13 protein-coding genes and 1 pseudogene are annotated in these 14,848 nt (G+C 41.6%); 5 read left to right on the top strand and 9 right to left on the bottom strand.

Translation table 11 applies throughout. From position 1 onward, the window contains the following. Positions 1–786: 786 nt before the first annotated feature. Positions 787–1,371: an Npun_F5749 family FMN-dependent PPOX-type flavoprotein gene (locus AB0756_RS18545; RefSeq protein ID WP_038073511.1), complete on the top strand. Its 585-nt coding sequence runs from the start codon at positions 787–789 to the stop codon at positions 1,369–1,371. Between the two features lie 126 nt (positions 1,372–1,497). Here the strand turns inward: AB0756_RS18545 and AB0756_RS18540 are convergent, their stop codons facing one another. The 6 genes and pseudogenes from AB0756_RS18540 to AB0756_RS18515 all read right to left on the bottom strand — a co-directional run bounded on the left by AB0756_RS18540 (position 1,498) and on the right by AB0756_RS18515 (position 7,684). Next, on the bottom strand, positions 1,498–3,435 hold the full coding sequence (locus tag AB0756_RS18540) for a HEAT repeat domain-containing protein (protein WP_050045921.1): 1,938 nt from the start codon (positions 3,433–3,435) through the stop codon (positions 1,498–1,500). Positions 3,436–3,784: 349 nt separating this feature from the next. Continuing rightward, a complete protein-coding gene (locus AB0756_RS18535) occupies positions 3,785–4,033 on the bottom strand; it encodes a hypothetical protein (RefSeq protein WP_038073515.1) in 249 nt (82 codons plus the stop codon). A gap of 36 nt (positions 4,034–4,069) precedes the next feature. Further along, positions 4,070–4,201 (bottom strand): annotated as a pseudogene (locus AB0756_RS18530) (type II toxin-antitoxin system HicB family antitoxin); the annotation flags it as partial. Between the two features lie 147 nt (positions 4,202–4,348). Further along, on the bottom strand, positions 4,349–5,143 hold the full coding sequence (gene cysE, locus AB0756_RS18525) for a serine O-acetyltransferase (protein ID WP_038073517.1): 795 nt from the start codon (positions 5,141–5,143) through the stop codon (positions 4,349–4,351). A gap of 126 nt (positions 5,144–5,269) precedes the next feature. Continuing rightward, on the bottom strand, positions 5,270–5,764 hold the full coding sequence (locus AB0756_RS18520; protein WP_038073604.1) for a hypothetical protein: 495 nt from the start codon (positions 5,762–5,764) through the stop codon (positions 5,270–5,272). Positions 5,765–5,950: 186 nt separating this feature from the next. Further along, positions 5,951–7,684, bottom strand: coding sequence for a DUF3352 domain-containing protein (locus AB0756_RS18515; RefSeq protein ID WP_038073519.1), 1,734 nt, complete (start codon positions 7,682–7,684; stop codon positions 5,951–5,953). A 259-nt stretch (positions 7,685–7,943) separates the two neighbouring features. Between AB0756_RS18515 and AB0756_RS18510 the strand changes: the two genes are divergently transcribed. From AB0756_RS18510 to AB0756_RS18495, 4 genes are all read left to right on the top strand, one after another. Further along, a complete protein-coding gene (locus AB0756_RS18510) occupies positions 7,944–8,303 on the top strand; it encodes a rhodanese-like domain-containing protein (protein ID WP_038073521.1) in 360 nt (119 codons plus the stop codon). Between the two features lie 426 nt (positions 8,304–8,729). Next, positions 8,730–9,818 carry a heat-inducible transcriptional repressor HrcA gene (gene hrcA / locus AB0756_RS18505; RefSeq protein ID WP_038073523.1) on the top strand — a complete coding sequence of 363 codons (1,089 nt, stop codon included), beginning with the start codon at positions 8,730–8,732 and terminating at the stop codon, positions 9,816–9,818. A gap of 70 nt (positions 9,819–9,888) precedes the next feature. Then, a complete protein-coding gene (locus AB0756_RS18500; protein WP_038073525.1) occupies positions 9,889–10,566 on the top strand; it encodes a hypothetical protein in 678 nt (225 codons plus the stop codon). Positions 10,567–10,574: 8 nt separating this feature from the next. Further along, positions 10,575–11,258 carry a hypothetical protein gene (locus tag AB0756_RS18495; protein WP_038073527.1) on the top strand — a complete coding sequence of 228 codons (684 nt, stop codon included), beginning with the start codon at positions 10,575–10,577 and terminating at the stop codon, positions 11,256–11,258. Positions 11,259–11,380: 122 nt separating this feature from the next. On the opposite strand, the gene crtW is transcribed toward AB0756_RS18495, so the two are convergent. The 3 genes from crtW to AB0756_RS18480 form a co-directional block, all read right to left on the bottom strand. Further along, positions 11,381–12,151: a beta-carotene ketolase CrtW gene (gene crtW, locus AB0756_RS18490; protein WP_072040767.1), complete on the bottom strand. Its 771-nt coding sequence runs from the start codon at positions 12,149–12,151 to the stop codon at positions 11,381–11,383. Between the two features lie 321 nt (positions 12,152–12,472). Further along, on the bottom strand, positions 12,473–12,667 hold the full coding sequence (locus AB0756_RS18485) for a chlorophyll a/b-binding protein (RefSeq protein ID WP_038073529.1): 195 nt from the start codon (positions 12,665–12,667) through the stop codon (positions 12,473–12,475). A gap of 215 nt (positions 12,668–12,882) precedes the next feature. Continuing rightward, the gene (locus tag AB0756_RS18480) at positions 12,883–14,322 is read right to left on the bottom strand and encodes a PP2C family protein-serine/threonine phosphatase (RefSeq protein ID WP_050045922.1); all 1,440 of its coding nucleotides are present in this window, start codon (positions 14,320–14,322) and stop codon (positions 12,883–12,885) included. Positions 14,323–14,848 lie beyond the last annotated feature (526 nt).

Here is a 14,848-nt window from a genome sequence, read left to right as displayed (position 1 = left end):
CTCAATGTTACTAGCACCTGATACTCAATCCGCTTTTTTCCCTAACGATTAGAAATCGTGGCTATACAAACGAAGTCCGCCTTCGCGGACTCAACGATCAAAGCCCTAACGATTAGAAATCGTGGCTATACAAACGAAGTCCGCCTTCGCGGACTCAACGATCAAAGCCCTAACGATTAGAAATCGTGGCTATACAAACGAAGTCCGCCTTCGCGGACTCAACGATCAAAGCCCTAACGATTAGAAATCGTGGCTATACAAACGAAGTCCGCCTTCGCGGACTCAACGATCAAAGCCCTAACGATTAGAAATCGTGGCTATACAAACGAAGTCCGCCTTCGCGGACTCAACGATCAAAGCCCTAACGATTAGAAATCGTGGCTATACAACCGAAGTCCGCCTTCGCGGACTCGATGATAAAAGGAATTCCCTTTGACACTCTCTGCCCTAAAGAGTCAGAGATTCTTAAGACTTTTCAGTCTTAATATCCGTACTAATAGGGTTCCTAGGCTCATTACGTTTGCCACAAGGGCGTAATGATATCTCCTCAAGGATGTTTCAGGCGTATACTTTCTCCCAGTCCGGGAGTAGGTTTTAACGTCTTGTACTGACAAGACTAGGATATCATGACTGTCCCTTTAGGGACAGACCGCTCGCCTACATCCATCGTCTAAAGTACGGTTGAGCCTCTCGCCGTGCTACGAGGCTCAACCTCAATGGTTTTGGCTCGCTCGATTACTTATAAGCTGTTTCACTTGGTTACTACTCATTGTTGTTGGAGGATAGTTGGAAAATCTTGCGCCATGGCGATCGCCCCTTGCTCGTGCTCTTCATCGCAATCGCAGCGAGCCTCATTCGCGATATTTCCAATTAGCAACCGTTCAAGGTGATGGACGTCCAGCCAACCGTACTGTTGTGTTCCGGGGATTTCTTGACGACACCAACCAGCTAAAAATTATTACTGATACGCGAAGTCAAAAATTTGACCAAATAAAGAATCGGGCTTGGGGAGAAGCTTGCTGGTATTTTACAAGCACCCGCGAGCAATTTCGTCTTGCAGGAGAATTGATACTTGTAGATGCCAATCATTTCGATCCAAAGATGCAAAAAGCCCGTCAGATGGCATGGCAAGAGATTTCAGACAACGCCCGCTTGCAATTCGCTTGGCCCGATCCCGGTGAACCGAGAAGCTCACAAGAGGCTTTCTCTCCATCACCTCCCGATTCAACTTTGCCTCTAGCCAATTTTTGTTTGTTACTGCTCGATCCCGTTAAAGTAGATCGTCTTGAATTACGAGGCGATCCCCAAAACAGATGGTGTTATTTGCTAGATGAATTGCAGATTTGGTCTGTTGTGGAGGTTAATCCATAATTCAGAATAATTCAGACACTCTGGTTCCCAGTAGTCCGTTGTAGTAGTTAATGCTTAATTCAGACACTCTCGTTCCCAGGCGGAGCCTGGGAATGTCTTCAGGGAGGCTCCGCCTCCAGTGACAGTTTAATGCCAACTCTGATAAAACTCTTGATAAGTCATACGTTGAGCACAATGCCATAGGAGCTTGTAAACTGCTTCATAGCGGTAAGAAGTTTGTTGATAAAACTCTTGGCTGAGATAGTCTTTCAAATCTGATACGACTTTTGGCAAATGCTCATCTTGTAGAATCGGCAGCAATTTATCAACCTCTTTTAGCAAAGAGAGTTCATAAGAAAAGCTGTGGCAAGGGCTGAGGCTTTCTTTGTTCTCTTCCTCTTCTTCAAAGGTTTGGATTAATTTGACTTTAGCCGCAATCATATTGTCAAGAAATTTTTGGTTCATTTGATTTTTCTGGGTTATTTCCTGCACGGAAACTAGCAGAGCGTCAACGTTGAGACCATTGTCTAAGTGAGCTAAATCAACTATGGTATTGAGAGCTTTTTCACAAGAATTATTAGTTTGTATCAAAACTTCAGCAGCATAGCGACGCAACCAGTCATTGCCATCGTTCTCCATAATTTTGACTAAAGTGGCGATCGCTATCTCGTTCCCTGGCTCTATTGCCAAGATTGCTCGAGCTACTTCAATATAATCACAGCAATTACCTTGATTTACCAGTAAACCAAGAAGAACTTTTATAGCTTTTTGACGTGTGGCTACAGCGACTTCATCCCAGCGAATTCTGTGAAGAGTAGAAATTGCGTTGCAAGACGCATTGCAATCTAAATTTTTTTCAATGATGGAAAGCAGCGTTGAAATCCCCACCTCGTTACTTGGGTAACGCCGCAGGAGTTCACCAGCAATTCTATAGCGGTAATAATCATCCTGAGTTGTTTCCAGCCTGTTGATAACTGTGCTTAGCGATCGCTTGTTATCTGGCTTAATAGAAAGCAAGTATGCAGCAGCTAGAGTAACACTGTGTAAGTTTTCACTTGTTTCCACAATTCGAGTTAAAGCTGTGCTTACCGCAGGACAATGCGGCGTAATTTTTCCCAAGCTAATAACTGCTTGACAGAGAAGATCGTCTTCTTTTGTCTTTTCTAACCTTGTAGATAGAGCTGCGATCGCATCCGTATTACCTGGAGCGATTTTTTGTAAATGCATAGCAGCCTGAAAGAGAACATCGCTTCGCTCAGTAGTTTCTAGAATATTGACTAAAGCTTTCTTAGCAGTCGCATTACCAGGATCTATACGTAATAAACATTTTGCAGCACAACAACTGATTCTGTCATCTTGATTCATTTGCAGGAACTTAGTGAGGGCTGCAATCGCTGTTGAACTGCTATAAGCGATTTTATCCAATGCCACAAATATCTTTACGTAAAGGTAGTTCCAACCAAAGCCTTTATTTGAAGTTATCTCAAGTAAATCGACTAAAGCTGCAATCGCATTTTCATCATTACAAGCAATTTCGCCCAAACTCTGACATATTTTGCCCAGAGTCCTTTCATTTTCCGTAACTTGTAGCAGTTTTACCAAAGCCGTAATCGCTATTTGATTTCCTAAGTCTATTTGTCCCAATCTTAAAGCAGCGTCTTGTAACACAAACTGACTTTCTGTAGTCTGAATTAACAACTCAAAGGCAGCAATTACTCGTTTTTTATCTGTTAAGTTCAAGACTACTTTTGCTTCTTCTTGTAATGGTTTTGGAAAGTTTTGCCAACCAAAATAAACATAACTCCATTGCAGTAGTTGTTGAACAATTGCATCCCCTAAACTACATTCTTCAAAATGATTCAATGCTTCTGCTGCTAGCAAGTAAGCTCGAGATCGGTAGAAATTCCCACAATCGTCTTCAAAATTTAGTAAGAGTTTCATAAACTCTTCTTTAAGTTCGTTGGGAATATCCTCTCGACTAAACCAGTGAAGAATTTCCGCTTTACACTGTGGCTCAAAAATGCGATAAATACTTTGACTTAGATTATGGGGAACGTGGTACAAGAAATAGCTAAAATCATGCATTGCCTCCTACTCACCCAAATGTGAGGCGCAAAGAACATTAAAACATATGATAACACTCTTTGTACAATAAACTGGGTCAGTACTTAGCTTCCGCTTGTCAAGCTTCCAAATACATCTTTATCAGATTGAGTACATATTGTAAGTCAATATAAACTTTTGTCTTAATACTGCTCTATTAAGAGAAATTGTAGGTTCGGCTTACCGTCGAGAACCCCAACAAATGCCAATAAATGTTATGTTTATTACTCAAACAATCTACTTAATTGCGCGTTTTTACACAAAACATACACAGTATAGACTCTTGCCTTTTCCTATGGTACACGTTTTACCCGTAACTCCAATAGTTTTATTACTGGAGGCTTTCTACTATTTTTTTCTCCATTGCCACTAATAAAGCTAAGTTTTCTTCTAGCGTTTGCTTGCGTTGACGTATTCTTTTTAATCGTTGCATCTTAGCTTCCTGGCTAAAAAATTTGTCGAAGAAGGTATCTTTCTCTTCATTTGCTATTCGTCCAATACATGGATCTTTGTCAATTTCATCAAGTGCTTGCCATATTTCAAGAGTTTTTGGTGTTGGGGTATCGTCAGTTTGATTCATAGTGTTAGTTTAATAAAATTACTAATCAAATATTTATAAGACTTCTCGATCATTACGAATTGCTGACTCGCGAGTTTCTCCATGAGTGCAGGGCATAACAACGCGATCGGCAAACTCTAGTATCATAACTAAAAAAAGCCTGACTTCATCTGACCATTGGATAACCATGCTGTATCAACTTATAAATCCTCGTCCTCTCGTATTTCTTTCCTATTTGTAAGGGCGCAATGCTTTGCGCCCCTAAAGTAGATGGTGGTTATCATTCGTTAAAATGGCTCTTTTCTAGCCACTAGTCCGCGATCGCCTATCCCGTGATTAAATTCCTGCACCATCCAAAAACTCTTCTATGATCTTATTGTCAATTCGGCAACGAGAGCGAGTTTCTGCAAACACTGGCTCCTCTGTTAGGATATGAGTCTGAGAAGAGTATTGCTCTTTCAAAGCAGCGGTTAGGTTGGTAACTGACAAGTTTTGTTGCACGTCTTGCAGCTGTTGAATTTGCTGTTCGAGTTGTTCAAGTCTATCTACTAAAGCACGTATCACTTGCGCTTCAGCATCTGGTAGACTTCCGTGTTCTAGCGGATTGACACGAACTCCAGAACGATAGAGAATCCGACCGGGTATGCCAACTACAGTACAGTCAGATGGAACATCACGCAAAACCACCGATCCGGCTCCAATGCGGACATTGTTACCAATCTGGATATTGCCGAGCACTTTTGCACCTGCTCCAACGACAACATTTTCACCCACAGTAGGATGGCGCTTACCACATTCTTTGCCCGTACCACCAAGGGTAACACCTTGGTAAATTAGGGTATAGTCTCCAATAATTGCTGTTTCTCCAATAACCACGCCCATTCCATGGTCAATAAAAACTCCTTGTCCGATTGTTGCACCGGGGTGAATTTCTATTCCAGTTAAAAACCGAGCTAGGTGGGAAATGAGACGGGGAATAAAGGGAATACCAATGCCATACAACCAATGAGCAAGGCGATGAAATAACAGCGCTTGCAACCCAGGGTAGCAAAACAACACTTCTAACCAGTTGCGAGCCGCTGGATCTCGGTCAAATATAATGCGGAAGTCAGTCAAAAGAGTAGATAACACGCTTATAAAACTCTCGTTTTGCCAAACAAGTTACACTCTATCTTAACGTTAATTGCTAACTGCTAATTGCTAATTGCTAATTGTTTGCCAGTCTGACTTCAGCCATTGACCATTAGCCATTAGCCATTAGCCTTGCTCCTGTACCGTAAGAGTATAATTCCGCCTTTCTCCCGGTTTAAATGTGCCTACCCACACGCGATATGTACCCGCTTTCCAAGTGCTATCTATGATGCTAGCGTCTTTATTTCTACCAGTATCATCGCCACACCGAACTATGCTGTTATCTGGTCCTTGAATGACCAATGTTGTATCATTACCACCTGTGTCAACTTGTATCTTGAGGCGAGAAAAATCTTTTTCCAGAATTAGGATGTGGTCTGGCTTGGGATCTCCATAGCCAATACAGACATTTCTGTTGCGATCGCGATTGCTAATAGCCGACAAGGAGTACGATCCACCTGTATAACCTGCTATTGTTCCTTTCGTTGATTCAAACCCAGGTGATAGCGCTAGCTTACCAAAGTTTGCTGTATCTGCAAACACGGGTGTAGAAGCAAGTGCGGTAAATGTAGCTAGGAGCCAGGCGCTTTTTATCGTAGATAGGGGGCGATTGCGTTTCATGATACCCCTCCCTTGTGTCTGAGTATAGTTTTTTTCTATACTCAAACTATCAGGAAAAATATTGAAATTTTCTGATCTTGTGGCACCTTTGATTGTGGCACAGGAAATAATAAAGCGGGGTAATGGGGATTTGAGCAATAGGTAAGAAACAATACCCATTCTCCATTCCCAGTTACCCATTAACAACTAACTATTAAATTGAAAAAACACACCACCTTTAAGCAAATCTGTATCGCTACCGTAACTGCTCACTGTTAGCGATCGCAAATTTTGAAAAAAGGATTTGCCAACGACTTCCACAAGTTTAAGAAAGGGGAGTTGACTTTCGATAATTGGCTGACTCTTTGTCCAATCGACATAAACATAGCCCTGATTGGGTTTTGGTAGAGCAGCAATACTATTTTGGAAATCACTCTTGTTTACCAAAGAATCTTCTTTGGCTGTAAGCGCTGCATCCATTGCCTCAATGGAAGAGGTGATAATCTCGTAATTACCTACATCTGCGTATGCTCCCAAAACCTTTGCTTGAATTGTATAGACCTGTCGGTCTTTTGCAAGTGCAGATTGACTGGAAGTAGCGGCTAACTCTGTCCAAGCAGATATTTTTTGTTCCCCTATCTTGAGGGAATTCAATGAAAGCCCCCCTGATGAAGCAATTTCATTTAAATGAGCAATGGCTGCTGGTGTCTCTTCTGATTTTTCTGCTACAAAAATCCAATCGGGATTGATTTGGTCTTCACGGGGTAACAAACCTATGGCATACTCTCCCCGTACCCAATCAAAAACATCATCTTTCCAATTGATATTCCAGTGCTTTTGAACTTCAGCTAGAGGTTGCAGCAAACCAGAGAAGACATCTTCCTTGGAACCAGATATAACTGCGATCGCTTGTTGCCAAAGTAGGGCTAAATTACTGTTATCCAAATTACTTAAATTGGAAGAAGCAACTGACAAACCCGCAGAAGCTGGAATATACTGCAATGCACCAACTGGTTGTGCGATTTCTGTAGTGGGTGAAAGCAAATTTTTTTCTTTTGCCAGTAAAGCGGTTTCCGCTATTAATCCTTTGCGATTCGTGACTAAAGAGACAATTTGACTGTTGTAAGGTGCGGTTTCACTTTCCAAGCCCTGCCATTTTGCCACGGTGGGGAGATTCAGGAAAGCAACTGCAAGTGCGTCCTTGGGTAAAGCTTTTATTGCTTGCTGGTATTTACTGGAACTCATCAAATTCAAGTCTGGGGCTTGAACGTTATTAATGGCATCGCGCAAAACTTTTGGATCGTTAGCAAATAATACAAAATTATCGCCTACCACTGCACCAGCAAGAGCATTTTGAATTTGAGATTTTGGATTTTTGGTTTTAGATTGGCGATTGGGAACTGAAAAATATCCACCTAGTTTCTCTTCTGCGGGTGTTTCCTGTGGAATCTCATAAATCAACTTTACACCCTTGTACTGTTCAACAGTTAAGTTTGCCCCAGCGAGCGATCGCTTGGAAAACAATAATTCTACAAATTCACGGCTTTTTTCTGGTTCTTTGGTAGCTAGTGCCATAAGATACCCAGGATTACTGCCATTTTCCGGTTCCCGATCCAAGTCCAAGGTAGTTACAGCCAGTGTGATTTCCTGACCCAACCACGGCTGAATATCTTTTTGGTAATCAATATCCGTATTTGCCAATAAGCTTGTTTTTAGCTTGGCGATTTCTCCATCTCGTTCCGAATTTGGCAAGCGTTCCGGATTTGTCAGCAACGACACCATCACTGGCGCTTGCTGGGAAACAAAGATAGCAGCATTTGGCTGTCCGGAAGGGATAGCGAGGTTGGATGGGGCTTTGGCGCTGTTACAAGCAGCGGTACCAAGGAGAAGCAGCATGAGGAGACAAGCAGTTATGGCTTTGAAAAATAAGCGTTGTGTCATATTTGTTACATAGACTGTTAGAGGCGCACAAACAAATATATAGCTGCTGGACGATCGGCAGCGTCACTACTAGGATTTAGTTTAAATCGTTAACGCTCATTGCCCGCGTGCTTTAAGCATAAGTACTACGCCTTGGTAATCTTTTGGAATTGGCAGGTCGTTGGGGAGGGAAGAAGTTGGGGATCTGTCGATCGCTCAATAACAAAAAAACAGCCGATTTTCTGTCAACATAAAAATACACGCATTATCGTAAAACTTCATGACAGGCAAACCTTTTGAGCAAGAGTTCACCCAAGTGAGCGTTGAGGAACTGGGTCAACGTTTATCTTCACAAGAGCCAGACCTTCAGCTTGTGGATGTACGCGAACCACAAGAAGTGGCGATCGCTAGCATAGATGGCTTTGTCAATCTACCTTTGAGTCAATTTGCTAATTGGGGGGAGCAAATTCAAACTCTCTTGAATCCTCATGCTGAAACTTGGGTACTCTGTCACCATGGCGTCCGTTCTGCCCAAATGTGCCAGTGGTTAATGACACAAGGGTTTACAAATGTTAAGAACATTGCAGGTGGAATTGACGCCTACTCTTATTTAGTCGATCCTTCCATCCCTCAGTACTAATTCCGGGCGATAAAGTTTTTTTTACAACTCCTTACCATGGCAATTCTGACTAGCTTTTGCTATCTTTAACACAGTAAATTCAGCTTCTAATCTTTGTAGAACAAGTCTCTCTCTTGCTCAACCACTCTCTATTTATTCTGGGTTGGGTAAAAATTAGTAACTTAAAATACAGCGTCTTTTAGAAGCTTATGAAATGATGCATGGTAGATGCAAGTTTTCTAACTCGAGCGATTCAAGCTTTTTAATCCAACTCACTTTGTGTTAATGAACACTTTATTAGGGGCTATACTGGAATTTTACTCTACCTATTTCAAAATAAATACATACTTTGATACCTTGCTTTACCAATATTAATCCTTTGTGGGCTTGTCTCCATTAACTTTTTCAAACTTTACTTAAAATTCTGCTTTAGTAACCCATTCCCTTATGCAAGTTCAGTTAACCAATCGGCAACAACATATACTTTGGGCAACCATACGTCATTACATTGCTACAGCAGAACCTGTTGGTTCCAAAGCTCTTGTTGAGGAATATAACCTCGGTGTGAGTTCGGCAACTATTCGCAATGTGATGGGCGCGTTAGAAAAATCAGGGTTCTTGTACCAACCCCATACCTCTGCAGGAAGAGTTCCTTCCGATTCAGGTTATCGAATTTATGTCGATCGGCTAATTACACCTTCTGAAACTTTAGGTAAGGAAGTAGAGGTTGTACTCCAACAAAATCTGAAATGGGAAGAGTGGAGTTGGGAAGCAATTCTGCAAGGAGCTGCACAAATCCTTTCTACCTTAAGTGGTTGCATTACTCTCATCACCATGCCACAAACTGGTGCTGCTGTTATCAGGCATCTGCAACTGGTGCAAATTGAAGCAGGACGAGTCATGCTGATTGTCGTCACAGATGGATATGAAACCCATTCAGCAGTTTTGGACTTACCTCCCGAACAAGACAACGTACAAACCGATGCGGAAGCCATCGACCATAAATTACAAATAGTATCTAATTTCTTAAACAGCCATCTGCGGGGGCGCAGTTTGGTGGAACTTGGCAATCTCGATTGGAGCGAACTGGATCGAGAATTCCAAAGTTACAGCAACTTTTTGAAAAAATCATTGGCAGAACTTAGCCGTCGCACTCTTAAACCATCTGCAACACAAATAATGGTTCGCGGTATTGCTGAAGTTTTACGTCAACCAGAATTCTCGGAATTACAGCAAGTGCAAACGCTTATCCACCTGCTGGAAGAAGAACAAGACCAACTTTGGCAGTTAATATTTGAACAACCAGAAGCTGAGGAAGTGGGTAAGCCACGAGTCACTGTTCGTATTGGTTCTGAAAATCCTTTGGAACCCATCCGTACTTGCTCGTTGATATCCTCTACATACCGTCGAGGTTTAGTACCTGTGGGCAGTGTAGGTGTTTTGGGACCAACGCGCTTGGATTATGAAAGTGCGATCGCGGTCGTGTCTGCTGCTGCTGATTACCTGTCAGACGCTTTCAGTTTGTTCAACTCTTAAGAAGGTTATTGGTTAGTTGTTAATGGAAAAACTACTAACGACTAACTACTAACTAGTAATAAGTTAAATTATGCTGAGAAAAATTGCCTTTGGGATTTTGTGGTTGAGCGTGATTCTCTACGCTTCTTTCTTCGCCCCTCCGAACCAACCCGATACGTTTGAGTTGATTAAAAATCTTTGTATTGGTCAGTGGCAAGGAATCAATCCTTTGGTAATATCGCTCTTTTATATTATGGGCGTCTGGCCTTTGATTTACAGCGCGGTTATGTTTGCTGATGGTAGAGGGCAAAGACTTCCTGCTTGGCTGTTTGCCACAGCTTCTTTTGGGGTTGGAGCTTTTGCTTTATTGCCTTATTTATCGCTACGGGAGCCCAATCCAAAATTTCCTGGCAAGAAGAATCTTTTTTTGGCAATACTAGATTCTCGCTGGACTGGTATTGCTCTAACTGCTGCCACTGTTGTACTAGTTGCTAGCGGTATTGGGGCTGGTGATTGGGGAGATTTTGCACATCAGTGGCAAACCAGCCGCTTTATCCATGTCATGAGCCTTGATTTTTGCTTGCTTTGTCTGGTGTTTCCAGCGTTACTTCGAGATGATATGTTCCGTCGGGGGCTAGATAATCCTCAGATCTTCTGGTTAGTTGCATTGATACCTCTGTTTGGACCTTTAATCTACTTATGTATACGTCCGCCTTTACCTGAGTTGGACGCAGAGGTTAGAAGTCAGGAGTTAGGGATTGGAAGTTAGGGAAAAGCATGAATAGAAAAATAGCTCTTTGGTCATTGTGGGCTGGATTTATTGCCTACATTTTATTTTTGTCACCTCCGTTACATCTAGACGAAACACTCGCTCTCTTGAAAAACATATTTACCTTAAATTTGTTGGCAATTAATCCAGTTGTACTCTCAATTTTTGCGCTAGTTGGTATTTTGTTGCTAATTTATAGTGGTGTTTTGTTCTTTGATGGCAGAATGCAATCGATTCCTTTTTGGCCTTTTGCTTTAGCTGGTGTTGGTGCGGGTATTCTTGGTCTTTTACCTTATCTAGCCTTTCGGGAACCCAATCAAGAATTTGCAGGACGAAAGGACTCTTTTTTGAATTTTCTAGATTCTCGCTTGTTCGGTCTTATTCTCACTTTCAGCACTCTGTCCATACTGGGTTATGGTTTGTTTTTTGGTGATTGGGTAGATTTTTGGCAGCAGTTTCACAGCGATCGCTTTATCAACGGTATGAGTTTGGCAGTGTGTCTTTTTTGTCTTTTATTTCCCACAGTGCTTGGTGATGATATGGCAAGGCGAAGATTTCACAATCCTGAATTGTTTTGGGCTGTAGCGCTTGTGCCCCTACTTGGTCCCCTTGCGTATCTTTGCCTGCGCCCTGCAATACTGGAAAATAATATTGCTCAGTATCGGCAAACAACATTAGTTCGTAATTCTTGAAAGGAATTTAAACAAAATAATTGCGACTTATATCGTTTTATGAAATGAAAAGACTCCTATAGGTTAATGGTGTAAAGACGCGCTATAATAGCACGTCTTTACACTATTTCTACTTATCGCGGTTAAGGTGAAACTGTCTCAGTCTTTGATTTATAAACTTTTGGCAATTGCCACCACGCTGCATGAGGATATTCATGGTGTTCGTTATGATAGCCAAAATGATAGCAAGTCAGAAATGACAACCAAACGGGAAGTGAGATTGTTTGAGCGCGATGGGGTTCTGAATAACCTTCTTCTGGTTCTTGATGGGGTAAGAAAGTCCCAAAATAAAATAGCTGTATGGAACTTAAGATGGCAGGTAGTGCCCAAAAGTAAGTCAAATTATCTTTGGGTATGTGAAGGAAGTAATGAGAAAGGTTATAGAGACTTGTTAAGACAATAATTTGCTGCCAGCTCCAGTAATTCTTCATGAAATACAGGTACCAGGCAAAAAAGTTTTTCTGCTTACCATTATGGAAGTCTGGATCTGATTCACTCGCAGGATGGTGGTGATGTACCCAATGCTTTTTGAGTAATTTACTATAGGATAACCAACCGTAAAGTAACAATGAAAATGAGCCGATAAAGTGATTGATTTTGCTATTTTTAGGAAATACAACTCCATGCATCGCATCGTGAGCAGTAATAAATAATCCCGTATAAAGAAATGTTTGCCAAATTATCCCTAGTAATAATGTTATAAAATTAAATTTAGAAATATCTACTGAAAGCAAGTAAGTTAAGCTGGCTGCCCATATACCTATTATGGTAATAGCAATAAAAAGCCCAGTAGTAGATTCACCGTTTAATTTTATGTGAATTTGAGAACTGGGTGGTTTTTCTAATTGTTGAATCACGCTATTGACTCCATCTTGGGTGAAAATTCAAAAAATCATGGTAGGGCAAACAGATCGCTCATCAGACAATCTCTAAATTGCGATCGGCTCCGCGCTTCGAGCAACACCAGCATTTCTATTGTATAGAAATATTAAGATACTTTAATAATTACATACCCAACAACTATCTTTGGTTTAAAGTTTTTTCTTGATTTTGTACTGGGTGTGGCGGGATGGTATCGATTGCTTGGAGTTGTAAGATCCCCGACTTCTTGAAAAAGTCAGGGTTCTGAAGAGATTTACCCATCAAAATTTATCAGGCAGACCAGTAGTGTGTGATTATCGAGGAAGAAGATTGAGTACGTCACGCACTACACTATAGCTATTGAGATCCCATAGTAGATAGGCGAGAAAGCCAATCATTGCCAGACGTCCTTGCCATAGTTCGGATTGAGGCGTGAATCCGAATTTTACAGCATTGCGATCGCTACCATTGTATGCCTTTTCAGTTGCATCTGTAGGATAAAGTCCCATTGTTAAGTTTCCTTACGCATTTAACTTACATTTTTCATAGTATTGACTCCTGCGGTTATCGCTATCTGTCTGCAGTGCCAAACAGCTAGTTCATCTCAAGAATGAGTTTCTTGGGATGTATGTAAATTTTTATCTAACAAAAGGACTGTAGAAGCTCTATCTACACTACCTAAAAGAAGATTTATGTGTAGACAAGTAGTATTGCTGTATACATTTCACCCAACTTCATTATGGGAATTAACCGCTCGTTGTGAAGCTTCAACCTGCAAAACAACCAATGTCATATCATCGGTGTTTTGCCTGTCCTCACCAATGAATTGTTCCACGCGGTCAAATAGATAATCGAGTATCTCTTCCGGACTGTTACAAATCCGACAAGCATAGTTAAACGCAACAAGAAGGTTTTCTTCATCAAAGCGATCGCCACTTGCAGATGCGGCATCCGTTAACCCATCTGTGTAGTAAAGAATAGTATCGCCCGGTTCTAACTGGGCGCGGGCATCTTCATATTGGCTGCTGGCATCCAAGCCAATCAGCATACCATAACTATCCAAGCGCGTGACTGTTTTTGTAGTGGCATGCCACCACATGGGAGGGTTGTGGGCAGCGTTAGTGTATGACAAAATCCTGGTTGCGGGGTCATACTCCGAATAAAACATAGTGACAAAGCGGTGGGAATTTTCCAAATCCGCATACATCACTCGATTCAGATTTTCTAGAATTTGACCTGGGCTATGACTGTGTAAAACTTCTCCCCGCAACATTCCCCGCATCATAGTCATAATGAGTCCAGCGGGAACACCTTTGCCCATGACATCCCCAATCACTAAACCCCAGCGACCGTCCATTTCAGCAGAACGACCGTTGTTGTTGTACTGAATTTGATGGTGATTCGTAGGAATAAAGTCATAGTAATCCCCACCAACACGATTGGCAGGTTTACAACGAGCTGCAAGAGCCACGCCTGGAATGGTAGGGTATTGGCGTGGTAGAAGTCTTCTTTGAATTTCCGCACCAATTTCTAATTCTTGGTCGAGACGTTCTTTTTTCCTCAGTTCTACAGCTAATTCATCGTTTTTGATCGCCACCGCAGTTTGATCTGCGATTAACCGAACTAACTTTTGTCTGGTTTCCGTCCAACTGTACTCAGGATCGCGACTTAAAACATACAGCCATCCTCGTTCTGTGTGTTTCACTAGAATTGCTGTGCCAAAGATGTGTATGTCTGGTCCCAAATGGCGATGCATGTGGTCATCCAAGACTCCTGTATTTGTTGCTAAAGGTTGGGAGTTTGGCACATAGGTAATCTGGCTGCTGACTGTTTCTAAGGCTTTGCGGATATTTTTACGCTGACGGCTATCTTGCCAGTGCAGTTGTTCTAATCTCACTTGACCGTTCGGTTTATACAAAAACAACGCACTTCCATCCGCATCTGTTACCCTTGTCGCCATAAGTGGAATCAGTTCCAGAAACTGATTGAGATTGTTGAAACTTCTAAGGGCAAACCCTAAAGAACTGAGTAAATCTTGAATTTTATTTTGTTCTCGATGTAGCCGTGCCACAAGCTCTTTCAGCGCTATTACAGGAGTTACATCCGTACCAGCACTGGTCTTGTTATTGTCAGTAGGTTGAGAGGGTGGTTGAGGCACAGGCACAGTTATAAATTGCACTTTACTTAAGCAGATCTTAGATTAGTTATAAATACTTCTGTTCTGGCATTGCTAAATCATATTGTGACAATATTGTCAATTTAGCAAGAGTAGAAAGACGGCAAGCATCTGATTTTTATACACATTTTTTTATCTCAGTCAATAGATATCTATAAGCTAAGTGTTTTGGATACAAAACAGATTTTGAAATAACTACTTTTTTGATAAGCGCTAAGAGGCTTACAATTTTCTCATGAATTACTTATTTTGTCACCTCCCATCAGAAATATTAAAAATAAAAAGTGTTGGAACTATTCCCACGGCACTGACAACATTTAAACTACCATTAGAGAATAATTTGCGATCGACATTATCAGGAATTCCAGACATTTTTCAGACATACCGATACCCCCTTTCCACTAGAAGATTACTGACAGACGGAGGGTGGGCAATACTCGCAAATCGCTAGCATTGCCCACCCTCCAAAAATTGGTAATCGTTAGAGCGGGAACGAACTAATTGTTTAAGTGCG

The sequence above is a fragment of the Tolypothrix campylonemoides VB511288_2 genome (assembly GCF_045999855.1).
GTDB lineage: Bacteria > Cyanobacteriota > Cyanobacteriia > Cyanobacteriales > Nostocaceae > Scytonema > Scytonema bouteillei_A.
This window is presented reverse-complemented; position numbering and strand designations above follow the sequence as displayed.